Source organism: Aromatoleum evansii (genome assembly GCF_045689615.1).
GTDB lineage: Bacteria > Pseudomonadota > Gammaproteobacteria > Burkholderiales > Rhodocyclaceae > Aromatoleum > Aromatoleum evansii.
Genome location: NZ_CP141259.1, coordinates 1,470,274 through 1,486,615, shown reverse-complemented (window position 1 = coordinate 1,486,615; position 16,342 = coordinate 1,470,274). Strand labels below are relative to the sequence as shown.

The following is a 16,342-nucleotide window of genomic DNA, read 5'->3' as shown; positions in this document are numbered from 1 at the left end:
GCAATGAGTAGCACTTATTCATCGGCCCAGACGCACTGGTGGTCGGAATTCCAGGCCGTTTCGCTCGAGGTCGGAGACTGGTTGTGGGGCACCGCGCAAGGCGCCTTCAATGAAAAGGCTTCCCTGCCCCAGATCATCGTGGACGCGGTGATCGGGATGATTCCGGTGGTCGGAGACGTAACCGCCGTACGCGACCTGATCGCCGTCACCATCGGGATGGTTGACGACCCGGCCAAACGTGAAGACAAGTTCGAGTGGGCGCTGCTCGTCGTGCTCCTGTTCGCCCTGATCCCTGTGATAGGTGGGGTCATCAAGGGAGTCGGCAGAATGGTCATCAGCGTCGCCAAGACCAGCGCCAATCTTACCGGCGCCGCCAGGGCCGCCTACATGGCCGAGACCGCAAAGGACATCACCGCCTTCCTGAACCGGACGGGCACGGGGAATGCCGAGAAGTGGTTGCTGCAACTGCGGTTTTCCGACTATCAAACTGCGATCCTTCAAAAATCCAGCGGCCTGATCGTCACCATCTACACGGGACTCGACGGGTTCAAAACGAAATTTTCCGGCGTCCTGTCGCCATCGATGCGCACCCGCCTCGACGGCTTGACGAAAGGCCTCAAAACGCTGAACGAACTTGCCGCGGTACGCATTCCTCCTGCGATCCGGGAGCTGGATCAGTCACTACTGGAAATCCAGGCATACATTCGTTCCGGCGGCGAAACGACAGCCAGGACATTCGAGCACACGGCGGCCAGCGGCACGAAAACGGTCACCTACGCAGACGAACTGCGGCTGATTGATGCCGAAACCGGCGCAACCCGCAGCCGCAGGGGGGGCTGGGCGCAAAATCCGGCTGATCCCGAGAGAGTCTCCCACCTCTATCGGCATGAGGCGGGGTATCCGGATCTGATGAAATCGGCCGACCCGTGGGGAAAACTGATTGGCATTCCCGCCTTCTCCGGCAAAATCCTGAACCGGACCATGAAGGAAGACGAGGTACTGTATCGCCTGTTCGGCCCGCAAGGAGTCACGCACGGAACCGAAGTCCGCGCGACAATCCCTGACGGAAGATGGTGGGGACTCGGCGCCGTGCCGGCCAGTGCAAAGGAATGGCGCGGACCAACAGGCGTGCTCGACGAATTCAACCGCGATGGCTTCGTGGTCGTCGGTCGCGTCGCGGAACCGGACCGCATCAAGGCCTGCGTCGGCAAGGTGTCCGAGCAGAGCGGCGCCCGGATTCCAGGTCAGTATCTCCCCGGCGGCGCGCTGCAGGCGGTCATCGACCTGGATTCCGCGACGAAGGCCGCACTCGAGACCGCGGGCGAAGCAGTGATCGCCACCGGCAAACCACAGACCGTGAAGTCCGGCGGCATGATTTTCGAGTTGCGCCCGACGGGCTGGAGCGACGCCAACGGCGTCTGGGGTTACCTCCGCATGCCCGGCACCGCCACCATCCAGACAGCTCGCCTCGGCGCGCGCGAACTTGCTGCCAAGGACGAACGCGCCCCCATCCCCGCAACGCGGACCGCGAAACAATGAACGACTTCACCTACAACCTTGACACCCTCCCGAACGAGGAGGAGCGCCGCCGCATCTTCTACATGTTGAAGAAGAACTCCTCGTACACCGCCTGGGCACGGGTCGGGAAGTACTACGACCGCTGGATGCACACCTACCAGCGCGCCTTTGAAGAGGCCCGGCAAGCCGGCCGCTTCGGATTCGGGAATTTCCGAAGCGACTATGCCTGCTATTGCGGCTTCGCCGAATGCCTGAAGCGTCTCCTGCGCGGCGACAAACGCCCGTTCAAATTCCTCGGCCAGCACGGGCATTTCTATCAGGCGGGCGTCCCAATGCAAGTCTGGGGCAGAGACATCAGCTTCCACGAGTTCGGTGAAGGCACTTGTGTCGCTGCCATGAAATCGCCGCTGTGGGCCGAATTCGAGGCCGTTTTCACGAGCGCCGGCCGCGCATGGGGGGAAATCTACCGTTACATTCTCGAAGACCGCTACATCGACAAACCTGCCCCCCTCGGGCTGATGGCCTACCGCGGGCCCGACTTCCTGCGCGACAAGACCACCCTTCCCGACGGCGAACTGCCGCCGGTGCCCGCCGTCCTGCCGCCGCAGCTCGTCCGGAGCGGCGATACCGTGCCCTGCTCGGGCATCTGGGAGCCGGTCAAGGCGGATTTCTCCGGCGGCTTTCTCGGCCTGTTCCGCAAGCCACTCATCCCGCCCGGCGTGCGCCTGCCGCTCGACGGCACGATGAATTACCTGCACGGCGGCTCGCCCGCCCCCAACATCTCGTTCGAGGGCGACGCCGACCGCGACGACGGCCGACCCACCGTCTGGCAGCTGCTCTGGCGCGACGACCGCTACGAGGACGGCACCATCCCCCCCGAAGAGGCCGACTACACCTTCCGCTGCCCGGAGTACCCCGCTCCACCCTGGAAGGAGTTTCAGCCCGGCGGGGCTGACGGAGCGCAGACGGCCTCCGGCGAGGCCCGCCCCAACGTCCCCGCTGGCCAGCCCTGCCCGGAAGCCGGATGGTGGCTCACGCCGGCCCAGGCGAGTAGCCGACGATACTTCAACGAAGGCGAGATCATGCCCGCGCTCGGCGGCGACTACGGGCAGACGTTCTGGCAGTGGGCGCCGGATCAGGCTGCGCCGACGATCTGAGACTCGAGCCTGGCTCCGGCCTTCACCGCATCACGCGTCGCCGTCGGCACTCTGTGGGCTGACCGTGACGCCGACCTTCAGCGTGTGCTCGCCGCCGCCCTGGATGACGCCGCGCAACGGGGAAACGTCGCCGAAGTCGCGGCCCCAGGCAAGGACGATGTGGCGTTCGTCGGCGAGGCAATCGTTGGTGGGGTCGAATTCGATCCAGCCGGTTTCGGGAACGAACACGGCGACCCAGGCGTGGGAGGCGTCGCTGCCGGTCATCCGTGCCTGCCCCGGCACAGGGTCGGTGCGCAGGTAGCCGGAGACGTAGCGTGCGGCCAGGCCCAGCGAACGCAGGCATCCGATCATGAGGTGGGCGAAGTCCTGACAGACGCCGTGCTTGTTTTCCAGCACCTCGACGACGGAGGTGCCGACTTCGGTGGCTTCGGGGTCGTAGCGGAACTCGGCGTGGATGCGGCGCATGAGGTCGCGGGCGGCGTCGATCACCGGACGACCGGGGGCGAACGAGGGGGCTGCGTACTCTTCGAGTTCGCGCTTGACGCGCACGCCGGGCGATTCGAAGCGCATGCGCTGGGCGTCGGCGACGGCGTCTCCGAGCGGGGCGGCATGGTAGTCGAGGGCGTCGCGCACCTGTTCCCAGGCAGGGCCGTCGCCCGGCATGGCGAGCCAGGGGCGTTCCCCAACGGCGACGATCAGTTCGCTCTCGACGCGCAGGTGGTCGTGCGGGGCGGCGAACTCGACACGGTCGACCGGATTGCCGAACGGGTCGGCACTGCGCACGTGCGTCGTCGGCTCGGGTTCGATGTGCAGGGACTGCCGTTCGAGCGCCTGCCAGGGCAGGGGCTGCGGAACGAGGTGCAGGACATGCCGCGCGGTCTGCACCGCCTGCGCGTACTGGTATTCGGTGGTGTGCAGGACGTGGTAGCGCATGTTCAGGCCGAGAGCACCCGCGCAGCGGGAAGGACATGGGTGAAGAAGCGTTCGGCGATGCGGTCGGACAGTGTCGCCGAGGCGTCGTGCACTGTGCGCAGGCGTCGCGCGAGATCGTTGCAGCCGGCGCAGTTGGTGCAGCGTTGCGCGATCGCACCGCCGCCCGGGCGCCCCGTTTCGAGCTCGTGCAGCGAGAAGGCGTTCAGCGCGGCCACTGCGTCGCGGAACGCGGGGATACCGTAGTCGCCCGCCGGGGACCCGGCGAATTCGCGCTGCAGCGATTCGAGGTAGCGCAGCAGCATGTCGGTCTGGAACGCCACCGAATGGGGGTTGTCGGTGTCGAACACGACGAGGTCCAGCGTCGGCAGGATGTCGGGCGTACGCAGGTAGCGCTGGCGATAGGCTTCGGCGCAGTCGGACAGCTCCAGCAAGGCGTCGACGCCGGCCGGCTGGCCGCCGCAGGCCTCGAGGAAATGCGCGACGACGCGGCTGCGACATTGCAGGCGCTCGATGCGGCGGCCGAGGATCAGGAAGCGCCAGCCGCTGTCGCGCATCATCTCGTCCATCGCGAAGCCCGACAGCGAGATGCAGCCGAGCAGCACGCGGTCCAGCGTCGAGGGCAGCGCGCCGATGTCGGCAGGCGCGGCGCCGTCCGGGCGCTGCCGGCGCAGGATGTCGTGCAGGCGGTTGAGGGAGTGCCAGTGGTCGAGGGACAGGCGGTCGCGCACCTGGGTCGCAGCCCACACGGCGCGGCGCAGGTTGGCGGCGAGGCTGGCGGGGCCGTTCTCGTCGAGCGCGCCTTCGACGAGGCGGCGCGCGACGGACCGCTCTTTGGCGGGCGGAAGCAGGCCGAAGAGTTCGCAGTAGCCGACGGCGGTGACGAGGACGCCCGGTTCCTCGAAGAGCTCGCCCCGGGCCTCGCCGCGCACCGCTTCCCCGAGTACAGCCGCGCCTGCGGCCGCCTCGCCTTCCTCGCTGAGCCTGTCGCAGGCGAAGCGCAGCAGGCGGGCACTGTTTTCGACGCGCTCGGCGTAGCGGCCGAGCCAGAACAGGTTCTCCGCGGTGCGGCTGGCGATCTCGGGGCCGGCACGCACGATGTCGCCGGCGCCGAGTTCGCCCTTGAGCAGGCTGAACTGGCTCACCGGCTCCTTGGACAGGACCCAGGTGTCCTTCGACGAGCCGCCGCGCTGCATTGACAGGATGTCGACGTCGCTGCTGCCGGAGACGCGCGTGAGCCCACCGGGCATCACGCGCCATCCCTCGGGCGTGACGACCGCATAGACGCGCACACCGATTGCGCGCGCGACGACGCGGCGGTCGAGGGTCGGGCTGCCTGCGTCGGGCATCACCGGCGCCTGCGACAGCTCCACCAGTTCCTGCCCGACGTAGGCGTGCGGGCGATGGCGCAGGCGTTCGGTCCAGTGCGCGCGCCCGCGGGCGTCGAGGTCGCGCCCGAACACCGGCTGCATGCGTTGCGAGGGATAGGCGGGCTTGATGACGAGTTCGGCGAGATGCTCGACGACGTAGTCGAGCGCTGGGGCTTCGCCGCACCACCAGCTGGCGACGGCCGGCATCGCGAGCGGCTCGCCGAGGAGGTGTTCGGCGAGCTTGGGCAGAAAGGCGAGCAGGCCCGAGGATTCCAGGACGCCGCTGCCCAGCGCGTTGGCCATGAGCACGCGGCCGGCACGCGCCGCCTCGACGAGGCCGGGCACGCCGAGCGAGGAGTCGCCGCGCAGTTCGAGCGGGTCGGCGTAGTCGTCGTCGAGCCGGCGCAGGATCACGTGGACGCGCCTGAGTCCGGCGAGCGTCTTCAGATACACGGCGTCGCCGCGCACCGTGAGGTCCTGGCCTTCGACGAGCGGGAAGCCGAGGTAGCGCGCGAGGTAGGACTGCTCGAAGTAGGTCTCGTTGTAGGGCCCGGGCGTGAGCAGCACAACGAAGGGCGTCTCGCCGGGATCGACGGGGGCCCAGCGCGCGAGGCTGTCCTGCAGGTGGCGGAAGAAGTCAGCGAGGTGATGCACGCGTTGGTCGCGGAAAAGTTCCGGGAACAGGCGCGAGACGATCAGGCGGTTTTCGAGCGCGTAGCCGGCGCCCGAGGGGCCCTGCGCACGGTCGGCGATGACCCACCAGCGACCGTCCGGCGAGCGCGCGAGGTCAGCCGCATAGACGTGCAGGAAGTGGCCCGAGGGCGGGCGCGTGCCCTGGCAGGGCCACAGGAAGCCGTTGTGGCCGTAGACCAGCGCGGCGGGCAGCGCGCCGCTGCGGATCAGGTTCTGCGGACCGTAGAGATCGGCGAGGACCTGATCGAGCAGATCCGCGCGCTGTGCGATGGCGGCATCGATCTGCGCCCATTCGTCGGCCGGGAGGATCAAGGGCAGCGGATCGAGGGTCCACGGCCGGTCGGCGCCCTGCGGGTCGGCATAGACGTTGTAGGTGGTGCCGTTCTCGCGGATGCGCTCGGTGACGAAGGCCTGGCGCGCGCGCATCTGGTCGGGTGTCGAGGCGTCCAGCGCCTCGAACAGCGGCTGCCAGTGAGGCCGCAAGTGCTCCGCCCCCGCGAGCATTTCATCGTAGCGGCCGGACTGGCGGGCGTAGAGCGAGAGCAGCTGGTGCGGCATCGTCGGGGTCAGGACCTGGCCTTGGGAACTCCCCGCAAGTCTAGCGTGAAGGGGAACTCCGCGTTGCGTCGCACGGGTTCGATATTCAGGGGACGGCTGCCGGGCGTGTGGCCCATGCGGAAGAAGCGCGCAAGACGGCGCGATTCGGCTTCGAAGGCATTGACCGGGAAAGTATCGTGGCTGCGCCCGCCGGGGTGGGCGACGTGGTATTGCGCGCCGCCGAGTGAGCGCTTCATCCAGGTGTCGACGAGGTCGAACACCAGCGGCGCATCGACACCGATGGTCGGGTGCAGGCAGGACGCCGGTTGCCACGCGCGGTAGCGCACGCCGGCGACCGCCTCGCCGACGGTGCCGGTCGCCTGCAAGGGCAGCGCCGCGCCGTTGACCGCCAGCACGTAGCGGTCCGGCGCCATGCCGCTCACCTTGACCTGCAGGCGCTCGAGCGAAGAGTCGACGTAGCGCACGGTGGCACCGGCACCGCCCTCCTCGCCCATCACGTGCCAGGGTTCGAGGGCGTGGCGCAGTTGGACCTCGATGCCGCGCACGGCGAAGTCGCCGACCTTGGGGAAGCGGAACTCGAAATGTGGTGCGAACCATTCCTCGCGCATCGGCAGGCCGAAGTCGTTCATCTCGGCGATGACGTCGGCGAAGTCCTGCTCGACGAAGTGCGGCAGCATGAAGCGGTCGTGCAGTTCCGTGCCCCAGCGCACGAGGCGCTCCGGGGCGTAGGGCTGCTGCCAGAAGCGCGCGACGAGCCCGCGCAACAGCAGTTGCTGGGTGAGCGACATGCGCGCGTGCGGCGGCATCTCGAAGGCGCGCAGTTCGAGCAGGCCGTGGCGGCCGGCGGGGCCGTCGGGCGAATACAGCTTGTCGATGCAGAACTCGGCGCGGTGGGTGTTGCCGCTGACGTCGATGAGCAGGTTGCGCAGCAGGCGGTCGACGAGCCAGGGCGGACCTTGCTCGGAGTGTTGTCCACTGAGGCCGATCTGCCGCTCCAGCTCGCGGAAGGCGACCTCGATCTCGTACACCGAATCATTGCGCGCCTCGTCGATGCGCGGCGCCTGCGAGGTCGGGCCGATGAAGAGGCCGGAGAAGAGATAGGACAGCGAGGGGTGGTTGTGCCAGTAGCCGATCAGGCTCCTGAGCAGGTCGGGCCGGCGCAGGAAGGGAGAGTCGGCGGTGGTCGCGCCGCCCAGCACGAAATGGTTGCCGCCGCCGGTGCCGCTGTGGCGCCCGTCGAGCATGAATTTCTCGGTCGACAGGCGCGACTCGCGCGCGGCCTCGTAGAGATGAGTGGTGCGCTCGACGAGCTCGTCCCAGCTGGCGGCCGGGTGGATGTTGACCTCGATCACGCCGGGGTCGGGCGTGATGCTGAAATGCGCGAGGCGCGGGTCGGCGGGCGGCGCATAGCCTTCGAGGATGACCGGCTGGCCGAGCGCCGCGGCGGTGGCCTCGACGGCGGCGACGATCGCGAGGTAGTCGTCGAGCGCGCCGGTGGGCGGCATGAAGATGTACAGGGTGCCTTCGCGCGCCTGCGCGCACATCGCGGTGCGCGTGATCCACGCGGCCGATTCGTGCTTGCCCGGCACGCGCATGGCTGCGGCGGCCGCGCCCTCCCCCACCGCGGCGCGCGCCGGATGGTCCCGCAGCTGACGGCGCACTTCGGCATGCGTTGCGAGCGGCGGGAAGGCTTGCGTCGGGTCGGGCTGATGCAGGTAGGGATAGTCCCTCTTGCTCACCCAGGGTTGCGAGTCGAGCGGCAGGCGGTAGCCGAGCGGCGAGTCGCCGGGGATCAGGTAGCAGCGTTCGGAGCGCAGGAACCACGAGCCGCTGACCCAGTGTCCGGCGGCATCGCGCGCGATCGGCAGCACGGCGCCGGCGGCGTTCGACAGGCCGTGCGAGAACACGCGCATCAGGCGCTCGCGCTCGATCGGATCGTCGAGCCGGGCATCGAAGGGATCGACGTTGGCCGGCAGGCGGCGCTCGCGCCACAGGTAGTAGAAGACGTCCTCGAAGGCGTCGAACACATATTTCGGGTCGAGCGCAAGCCGCTCGGCGACACCGGCGAGGAAGCGGTTCGCGAGGGCGGCGTCGGCGCCGGCGGGATTGCGCTCGTCGCCGTACAGCGCCGCGTCGCGCCACATCGGCTCGCCGTCGCGGCGCCAGAAGGCGTTCAACGACCAGCGCGGGAGCTGTTCGCCGGGATACCACTTGCCCTGGCCGAAGTGCATCAGCCCCTGCGCGCCGTATTTCTCGCGCAGGCGGTGGTAGAGGTCGGCGGCGCGCAGGCGCTTCGTCGGCCCCATCGCGGTGGTGTTCCATTCGTCGCCGTCGGGATCGTCGACAGCAACGAAGGTCGGCTCGCCGCCCATCGTGAGGCGCACGTCGTGGGCCGCGAGTTCAGCATCGATCGCGTGCCCCAGGGCCTCGATGCGCGCCCATTGTTCTTCCGTGTAGGGCTTGGTGACGCGCGGCGCCTCCCGGATGCGCTCGACCTTCATCGCATGGTCGAAATCGCATTCGCATTCGTCGATGACGCCACTGACCGGCGCGGCCGACGAGGGCTCGGGGCTGCACGCGAGCGGGATGTGGCCTTCGCCGGCGAAGAGACCGGAGGTCGGGTCGAGGCCGATCCAGCCCGCGCCGGGCAGATAGACCTCGCACCACGCGTGCAGATCGGTGAAATCAGCCTCGGGGCCGCTCGGACCGTCGAGCGACTTCACGTCGGCGGTGAGCTGGATCAGGTAGCCGGACACGAAGCGCGCCGCGAGCCCCAGATGGCGCAGCAGCTGCACCAGCAGCCAGGCCGAGTCGCGGCACGAGCCGCTGCCCTTCTCGAGCGTTTCCTCGGGTGTCTGGACGCCCGGCTCGAGGCGGATCAGGTAGGCGATGTCCTGCTGCAACTGCGCGTTGAGGTCGACGAGGAAATCGACGGTGCGGCGCCTGTCGCGCGGCATCGCTCCCAGATACGCCGCGAAACGTTCGCCCAGCCCCGTGCCGACGCTCATGCGGTGCAGGTAGGGCGCGAGCTCGATGCGCTGTTCCGCGTTGTACGCGAGGGGGTATTCCTCTGCCTCGGGTTCGAGGAAGAAGTCGAACGGGTTCAGCACCGCCATCTCGGCGACGAGGTCGACTTCGACGCGGAACTCCCGCGTCTTGTCCGGGAAGACGAGGCGCGCGAGATAGTTGCTCTGCGGATCCTGCTGCCAGTTGATGAAGTGCGTGGCCGGCAGCACCTTCAGCGAATACGACAGGATGCGCGTGCGGCTGTGCGGGCACGGTCGAAGGCGCACGACCTGCGGTCCGAGCTGGACCGGGCGGTCGTACTTGTAGTGGGTGACGTGGTTCAGGGCGACGTGGATCGACACGCTGGATCTCCGCGGATTGTCGGGACGTCGCCGGACGAGCCGCCGGCGACGTTCGGGGATGTGATCTTGTTGTAGAGGCCGGGCGGACCGCTGCGACGCGGCGCGCTCACAGCCAGTCCGGGTTCGGCAGTTCGGCGAAGGCCTCGCGCAGCCGCTCGCCCCACTGGCTGCGGATCTGTGCGTAGTAGGCGTGGTCCAGGTTGACCGAGATGTGCGACTTGACGGTCAGCGCGTCGCGCTCGATGACGCACAGGTCGAGCGGCAGGCCCACCGACAGGTTCGAGCGGATCGTCGAATCCATCGACACCAGCGCGCACTTGGCGCCATCGGCAAGCGTGGAGCCGTAGCGCAGCACGCGGTCGATGATCGGCTTGCCGTACTTCGATTCGCCGATCTGGATGTAGGGCGTGTCCTCGGTGGCTTCGATGAAGTTGCCCGCGGCATAGACGTTGAAGAGCCGCGGCGCCTCGCCGAAGATCTGGCCGCCGACGATCAGCGAGGCGTTGAACTCGACGCCGAACTCGTGCAGCGCGTCGGCGTCGCGCCGGTGCACCTCGCGCACGACGTCGCCGACGTGGCGCGCCACCTCGAACATGTTGGGCGCATTGAAGAGGTTGGCCGAATCGGTGAGCGCAAGGCGCTCGCTGATGATGTTCACGACCGACTGGCTCACCGACAGGTTGCCGGACGTGCACATCACGACCACACGCTCGCCCGGACGCTGCCAGACACGCATCTTGCGGAACGTGTTGATGTGGTCGACGCCCGCGTTGGTGCGCGAGTCGGACAGGAACACCAGCCCCTTTTCGAGGCGCATCGCAACACAGTAGGTCATGGCATTTGCTCGCTTGGTGCCGCGGCCGGAGGGCTCCCGCCGCGGCGGCTCACACGCTTCCCCCGCCCGGCTCAGGCGCCGACGAGGAAGTCCTCGCTGATGCGCACGCTCAGGTCACCGATCGAGTCGATGAAATCGTCCAGCCACGCGTGCAGCCCGCGCTCGAAGATGTCGTCCATGCGGCCGTAACGCAGCGTCGCGTACAGCTGGCCGGCGCGGCGCACGGTCTCGTCGGAGCGGCTGTTGCGCACCTTGTCCAGGATCTCGACCACCCCTTGCATGCACGAATGCAGCGCACGTGGCAGATCCTCGCGCAGGATCAGCAGTTCGGCGACGCGCTCGGGCGTGATCACGTCGCGATAGACCTTTCGATACACCTCGAAGGCCGACACCGAGCGCAGCAGTGCGCCCCAGTGGTAGAAATCGTTGGCATCTACGAGGTCGTCTCCCTGGCTCTGCTGCGCGCCGGGCAGGCCGTGATACTTCACGTCGAGGATGCGCGCGGTGTTGTCGGCGCGCTCGAGCAAGGCCCCTAGCCGAATGAACTGGAAGGCCTCGTCGCGCAGCATCGTGCCAAACATCGCCCCGCGCAGCAGCGAAGCGCGCTGCTTCACCCAGTCGAAGAAGGCCGCGATACCGCCCGAATGGATCTCGGCGAAACTCTGGTCGCGCAGCTGCAGCCAGGTCTCGTTGATCGTCTCCCACATCTCCGCGGTGAGCGTTCCGCGCACCGCGTGGGCATTCTCGCGCGCCGCACGCAGGCAGCTGTAGATAGACGACGGATGCGTCTCGTCGCGCACCATGAAATGCAGCACTTTCGTCGCGGTGACCTCGTCGTGCCGCTTCGCGTAGGCGTATTCGAGGCTGTTCAGCGCGATGATCGCGTTCCAGCTGCTGCGCTCGGTCTCCGCGTCGTGCGGCACGAGCGACATCTGATAATTGACGTCCAGCAGGCGCGCCAGATTTTCCGCGCGTTCGGAATAACGGGCCATCCAGTAGAGGTGATCGGCAGTACGGCTCAGCATGATCGGGGCTCCGGCGCGGCGGTCGTGGTCGGGGGGCGAAGACGGCAGGACTCAGCGCTGCGGTTCGGCATGGCCGTTCTCCAGCACCCAGGTGTCCTTGGTTCCGCCGCCCTGCGAGGAATTGACCACCAGCGAGCCCTCCCGCAGCGCCACCCGCGTGAGCCCGCCCGGCACCAGCGAAACCTCCTTGCCCGAGAGCACGAAGGGCCGCAGGTCGATATGGCGCGGCGCGATGCCGCTGTCGACGTAGGTCGGGCAGGTCGACAGCGCCAGCGTCGGCTGCGCGATGTACTTGTCCGGGTGCACGGTGAGCACCGCGCGGAACTGCTCGATCTCAGCCTTGGTCGCCGCCGGCCCGACCAGCATGCCGTAGCCGCCCGCGCCGTGCACCTCCTTCACGACGAGCTGCGGCAGATGCGCCAGCACGTAGCGCAGGTCGTCCTTCTCGCGGCAGCGCCAGGTCGGCACGTTGTTGAGGATCGGCTCCTCGCCGAGGTAGAAGCGCACCATCTCGCCGACATAGGGGTAGATCGACTTGTCGTCCGCGACGCCCGTGCCGATCGCATTGCACAGCGTCACGCGCCCGGCGCGGTAAGCCTTCAGCAGGCCCGGCACGCCCAGCATCGAATCCGGCCGGAAGACCTGAGGATCGAGGAAGTCGTCGTCGATGCGGCGATAGATCACGTCCACGCGCTTCGGACCGCAGGTCGTGCGCATGTAGACGGCATCGTGGTCGATGAACAGGTCGCGGCCTTCGACGAGCTCGACGCCCATCTGCTGGGCGAGGAAGGAGTGCTCGAAGTAGGCCGAGTTGAATGCCCCCGGCGTCATCACGACCACCGTCGGATCATCCACGCCGGCCGGCGCCACCGCACGCAGCGTCTCCAGCAGCAGATCGGGGTAGTGCTCGACCGGCGCGATCTTCTGCTGCGCGAAGAGCTCGGGGAAGAGCCGCATCATCATCTTGCGGTTCTCCAGCATGTAGGACACGCCCGAGGGCACGCGCAGGTTGTCCTCCAGCACGTAGAACTCCCCCGCCCCCGCGCGCACGATGTCCACACCCGCGATGTGCGCATAGATGCCGTTGGGCACCTTGAAGCCCTTCATCTCCGGGCGGAACTGCGCGTTGTTGAGCACCTCGTCGGCGGGGATGCGGCCCGCGCGCAGGATGTCCTGTCCATTGTAGATGTCGCCCAGGAACATGTTCAGCGCCTTCACACGCTGCTTGAGTCCGGCGCGCAGCGTCTTCCATTCCGCATTGGGGATGATGCGCGGGATGGTGTCGAAGGGAATCAGCCGCTCGGTGCCGGCCTCCTCGCCATACACGGCGAAGGTAATGCCGAGGCGACGGAACGCGAGGTCCGCCTCGGCCCGCTTGCGCGCCATCACGCCCGGCGACAGCCCGCGGGCCCAGGTTTCGAATGGAAGGTAGTGCGGGCGCGTCGTCGCATCCCCATCGTGCATTTCGTCGAAAAACAGCGTCGTCATGATGATTCGATCCGGTTGCGATTCATCGGACATCAGCGAAGACCATGCCAGGGTGAAATTCCCCACAACAGAAGCACCGTTTCATGCGGCTTTCGCAACTTCCGGACGAAACGGCACCAGATCGGTGCAATCTCCGCCCATTCAATGTGCATCAACAAGCGATGCACCAAGATGCAGCTCGCCGCAGCCGGGATGCGCAGCCGCCAGCTCCGCTCCCTCGCGGGTGGGTAAACCTCATCCTAGGAAAGAATTGCGCCCGCTGCGCCCCGTGCCGTCGCAACGGCACGCGCCCGACCCCGGAACCGCCTCAGCCGCGGCCAGCGGCGGGATTCTCGGCGGGGTCGTAAGGAATCACGTTCTCCTGCTCCGCCGGATCGTTGCGTGCGACGATCGCCCTTGCCGGCTCGGTGTCGCTGAGGTTGAAGGCCTGATGCGGGACGTCCGGCGGGATGAACAGGAACTCCCCCGCGCCGCTCACGACCCGCTCGCGCAGGCCGGGCCCGAACCGCGTCTCGACCCGCCCCTCGAGCACATAGATCGCGGTCTCGTAACCGCGATGCCGGTGCGGCGCTGCGACCCCGCCCGGCGGAATGACCACGATATGCATGGACAGCCCGCGGCTGCCGGCCGTCTCGCCCGAGATCCCGACGAAATACGGCAGCCGCTGCCGCGTGAGGACTTCGCGGTCCGGGCGCAGCGCGACCACGGTCCCGGACGATTCTGGCGTTCGTGTCGGCATGCGGGCTCCTCTTGATCGGAGGCTCTGCGGCGGGTCCGCCGCAACTCGTTCAGCGTAGCCCGCCGATTCGGCACTGTCGAGGCAACTCACGGCAACTCACGGCGCGGTCATGCTCCCGTGCCGCCGGTCGCTCCCGCCGACACAGCCTCAATCGTCCGCGAGTTCCGGATATTCCTGCCGCAGCGCGTCGCCGTCGCGCTTCCACGCGAGGCACTCGCCGACAAAGGCCAACGCGCGCGAATCCGGCCAGCGGCGCGGGTCCGGGTCGATGGCGACCTGCCGCGCCATGCGCTCGGGCCACGAGGCCTGGGTGTATGTGTTGCCGACCTGCGTGATGAGGTCGGTAAGATGCGCGCATCCCCGTTCGCTGCCGATGCGTTCGCGAATCTGCCGCCCGAAGCCCGGCCCGATCTGCAGCCCGATCAGGCCGCGGTAGGCATCCACCGCTTCAGGGCACGCCGACCACGGCGCCACCTGCATCGCGGCCCGTACGTCGAGAATCGTGAAATTGTCGTCGATCAGGAAATTGATACCCATGTGGTGCATGAACTCGCCCGCGTGCACCGGCTCGCGGGAGCGGAACGGGACGTCCTCACCTTTTTCGTCCACAACCGTCGCCTCGATTTCCCACAGGCCGTCCTTGCGGCGATAGGCGTGGCACGTGATCTGGCGCGTATGCGTGAGCTCGCGCTCGCAGTCTCCAAGCATTCCTGCCCCCACTCGAATCGGTCATGATCGCCATCGAACGCGATGACGAATGGCTCCATGGTAACGCCTGTCTGGTCCGCGGATCGTCGGCGCGGCCACTCGGAGTTCGGGCAGAACTGCATGAGGATCTAGCGATCCGCAGGCATTTCGACAGCCGAAAAGCAAAAGGCCAGCCCCGGAGGGCTGGCCTTTTGCCTGAATCGATGGTGCCGTTGAAGTGAATCGAACACTCGACCTACTGATTACGAATCAGATTTTTTCTCAATATAGAGAAATACAGATCAACGCAAAATTGCGCGTAAATGCCTGTTTTTTCACAGGCTACACGAATCAGCAGTTGAAATACATTGATCGGTGTTGCTAGAATTTGGCTACACCGTGGCTACACGAAATCGAGATTCTGGCTACACAGTGGCTACACGGAACCGCCTTCTGACATGAATGACGCGGTAATGACCGCCTCGATATGTCGTGTCGCCAACGTCGGAGCCGACATCATGCAACGCGAACGCCTGACCCCCGAGCGCATCCGTCGCTTCACCTGCCCCGCGGACGTGAAGCAGGCTTTTCTGTGGGACACCGAGGCGCCGCGCCTCGCCGTGCGGGCAACCGCTGGGGCGAAGTCCTTCGTGTTCGAGTCGAAACTCAACCGGCAGACGATCCGCCGAACGATCGGCGACGTGCGCGCCTGGACAATCGAGGATGCACGGACCGAGGCACGCCGGCTGCAGACGACGATCGACCAGGGCACTGATCCGCGCGAGCTCGACCGCGAACGGGAAGAGGCGAAAGCCGCCGCCAAGGCTGCCAAAGAGGCTGCACGGCGCGAAGCCGAGGAGCGCAAGCGCTACACCCTGCGCGCCCTCTGCGACGCCTACGTCGCCCACCTGGAGGCCCACGGCAAGGCCAAGAGCGCGGCAGCGACCCGCAGCGCGTTCAAGTGCCACGTGACGACGGCTCACCCCGCCATCGCCGACACACCGGCTCGCGACGTGACCGCCCATCACATCGCCGCCATCGTGCGCAAGGTGCGCGAAGCCGGCAAGGAACGTTCCGCCGGAATCCTGCGCAGCTACCTTTCGGCCGCATTCAATGCGGCCCGCCGCGCGCCCTTTGATGCCAGCCTTCCGGCTGAGCTGATCGCCTTCGGCGTGGAACACAATCCGGTCGAAGTCGTCGCCGCCATCCCCGTGAAGGCCGGCAATCGCACGTTGAACGTCGACGAACTGCGCGCCTACCTGCTCGCCCTTGGGGGCGAGCTGCCCGACCAGGCGCTGCGCCTTGCCCTGCTCGCCGGCGGGCAACGCCTGGCGCAACTGCTGCGCGCCCGCGTGAGCGACTACGACGAGCAGACCCGGACCCTGCGCCTGTGGGACGCCAAGGGGAAGCGGCGCGACCCGCGCGAACATCTGCTGCCACTCGCACCGAAGGCCGCGGCACTCGTCGCGGGGCTGGTGCAGCGCGCAAAGGCCCAAGAAACGGAGCGCGCGAAGGAAGGCGAACGCCCGGCCGACTTCGGGAATCTGTGGCTCTTCTCGACGCACGGCCGGGTGGCGATGACCGAGACTACCCCCGGCAAGCGCGCCGCCGAAATCTGTGCCGCGATGAAGTGCGAGCCCTTCGACCTGCGCGACATCCGCCGCACTTGCGAAACGATGCTGGCCGGCATGGGCGTGTCGCGCGAGACCCGCGCGCAACTGCTTTCGCATGGCATCAGCGGAGTGCAGGCCGCGCACTACGACCGGCACAGCTACATCGCGGAGAAGCGCACCACGCTGGAGGCCTGGGAACGCCGGCTGAAGGCCATCGAGAAAGGCGAAAGCGCACCCGCGAACGTTCGCCAGCTCCGCAGGAAGGGGAATGCAGCATGACGATGCAAGGCCGCCGACATCCTCTGTACGCTGCGCCCCGCGCCGCATTTGATACCAATTTGGTAACGTGCTAGATTGAACC

12 protein-coding genes are annotated in these 16,342 nt (G+C 67.3%); 4 read left to right on the top strand and 8 right to left on the bottom strand.

Annotation, left to right across the window (positions count from 1 at the left end; translation table 11 throughout):
* Nucleotides 1-3: 3 nt before the first annotated feature.
* Both U5817_RS06820 and U5817_RS06815 read left to right on the top strand, forming a co-directional pair.
* Nucleotides 4-1,539, top strand: a complete 1,536-nt coding sequence (locus tag U5817_RS06820) for a hypothetical protein (protein WP_407280141.1) — start codon at nt 4-6, stop codon at nt 1,537-1,539.
* Nucleotides 1,536-2,675, top strand: coding sequence for an Imm71 family immunity protein (locus tag U5817_RS06815; RefSeq protein WP_407280140.1), 1,140 nt, complete (start codon nt 1,536-1,538; stop codon nt 2,673-2,675). Before U5817_RS06820 ends, U5817_RS06815 begins: the two co-directional genes overlap by 4 nt.
* A gap of 30 nt (nt 2,676-2,705) precedes the next feature.
* Here U5817_RS06815 and U5817_RS06810 read toward each other — a convergent pair whose 3' ends face one another.
* The 8 genes from U5817_RS06810 to U5817_RS06775 all read right to left on the bottom strand — a co-directional run bounded on the left by U5817_RS06810 (nt 2,706) and on the right by U5817_RS06775 (nt 14,389).
* Complete coding sequence (locus U5817_RS06810; RefSeq protein WP_407280139.1) at nt 2,706-3,608, bottom strand: transglutaminase domain-containing protein; 903 nt, start codon at nt 3,606-3,608, stop codon at nt 2,706-2,708.
* Between the two features lie 2 nt (nt 3,609-3,610).
* The gene (locus U5817_RS06805) at nt 3,611-6,226 is read right to left on the bottom strand and encodes a circularly permuted type 2 ATP-grasp protein (protein ID WP_169128810.1); all 2,616 of its coding nucleotides are present in this window, start codon (nt 6,224-6,226) and stop codon (nt 3,611-3,613) included.
* Between the two features lie 8 nt (nt 6,227-6,234).
* Complete coding sequence (locus U5817_RS06800; protein ID WP_407280138.1) at nt 6,235-9,594, bottom strand: DUF2126 domain-containing protein; 3,360 nt, start codon at nt 9,592-9,594, stop codon at nt 6,235-6,237.
* 106 nt (nt 9,595-9,700) lie between these two features.
* Nucleotides 9,701-10,429: a peptidase gene (locus U5817_RS06795; RefSeq protein ID WP_407280137.1), complete on the bottom strand. Its 729-nt coding sequence runs from the start codon at nt 10,427-10,429 to the stop codon at nt 9,701-9,703.
* 71 nt (nt 10,430-10,500) lie between these two features.
* Nucleotides 10,501-11,454, bottom strand: coding sequence for an alpha-E domain-containing protein (locus tag U5817_RS06790; protein ID WP_169128816.1), 954 nt, complete (start codon nt 11,452-11,454; stop codon nt 10,501-10,503).
* A gap of 51 nt (nt 11,455-11,505) precedes the next feature.
* Complete coding sequence (locus tag U5817_RS06785; RefSeq protein WP_407280136.1) at nt 11,506-12,942, bottom strand: circularly permuted type 2 ATP-grasp protein; 1,437 nt, start codon at nt 12,940-12,942, stop codon at nt 11,506-11,508.
* Nucleotides 12,943-13,249: 307 nt separating this feature from the next.
* Nucleotides 13,250-13,681 carry a cupin domain-containing protein gene (locus U5817_RS06780; RefSeq protein WP_407280135.1) on the bottom strand — a complete coding sequence of 144 codons (432 nt, stop codon included), beginning with the start codon at nt 13,679-13,681 and terminating at the stop codon, nt 13,250-13,252.
* Between the two features lie 147 nt (nt 13,682-13,828).
* On the bottom strand, nt 13,829-14,389 hold the full coding sequence (locus U5817_RS06775; protein ID WP_407280134.1) for a DUF2889 domain-containing protein: 561 nt from the start codon (nt 14,387-14,389) through the stop codon (nt 13,829-13,831).
* A gap of 23 nt (nt 14,390-14,412) precedes the next feature.
* Here U5817_RS06775 and U5817_RS06770 point away from each other — a divergent pair, with 23 nt between their 5' ends.
* Nucleotides 14,413-14,610, top strand: coding sequence for a hypothetical protein (locus U5817_RS06770; RefSeq protein WP_407280133.1), 198 nt, complete (start codon nt 14,413-14,415; stop codon nt 14,608-14,610).
* A 276-nt stretch (nt 14,611-14,886) separates the two neighbouring features.
* Nucleotides 14,887-16,260 (top strand): tyrosine-type recombinase/integrase, encoded by a 1,374-nt coding sequence (locus U5817_RS06765; protein WP_407280132.1) that lies wholly within the window; start codon nt 14,887-14,889, stop codon nt 16,258-16,260.
* The last annotated feature ends 82 nt before the right edge of the window (nt 16,261-16,342 follow it).

What these genes read in the sequence shown, in the direction of transcription:
- U5817_RS06820 (WP_407280141.1), top strand. Translation starts at nt 4, where the DNA reads ATGAGTAGCACTTATTCATCGGCCCAGACGCACTGGTGGTCGGAATTC.
- U5817_RS06815 (WP_407280140.1), top strand. Translation starts at nt 1,536, where the DNA reads ATGAACGACTTCACCTACAACCTTGACACCCTCCCGAACGAGGAGGAG.
- U5817_RS06810 (WP_407280139.1), bottom strand. Translation starts at nt 3,608, where the DNA reads ATGCGCTACCACGTCCTGCACACCACCGAATACCAGTACGCGCAGGCG.
- U5817_RS06805 (WP_169128810.1), bottom strand. Translation starts at nt 6,226, where the DNA reads ATGCCGCACCAGCTGCTCTCGCTCTACGCCCGCCAGTCCGGCCGCTAC.
- U5817_RS06795 (WP_407280137.1), bottom strand. Translation starts at nt 10,429, where the DNA reads ATGACCTACTGTGTTGCGATGCGCCTCGAAAAGGGGCTGGTGTTCCTG.
- U5817_RS06790 (WP_169128816.1), bottom strand. Translation starts at nt 11,454, where the DNA reads ATGCTGAGCCGTACTGCCGATCACCTCTACTGGATGGCCCGTTATTCC.
- U5817_RS06785 (WP_407280136.1), bottom strand. Translation starts at nt 12,942, where the DNA reads ATGACGACGCTGTTTTTCGACGAAATGCACGATGGGGATGCGACGACG.
- U5817_RS06780 (WP_407280135.1), bottom strand. Translation starts at nt 13,681, where the DNA reads ATGCCGACACGAACGCCAGAATCGTCCGGGACCGTGGTCGCGCTGCGC.
- U5817_RS06775 (WP_407280134.1), bottom strand. Translation starts at nt 14,389, where the DNA reads ATGCTTGGAGACTGCGAGCGCGAGCTCACGCATACGCGCCAGATCACG.
- U5817_RS06770 (WP_407280133.1), top strand. Translation starts at nt 14,413, where the DNA reads ATGATCGCCATCGAACGCGATGACGAATGGCTCCATGGTAACGCCTGT.
- U5817_RS06765 (WP_407280132.1), top strand. Translation starts at nt 14,887, where the DNA reads ATGCAACGCGAACGCCTGACCCCCGAGCGCATCCGTCGCTTCACCTGC.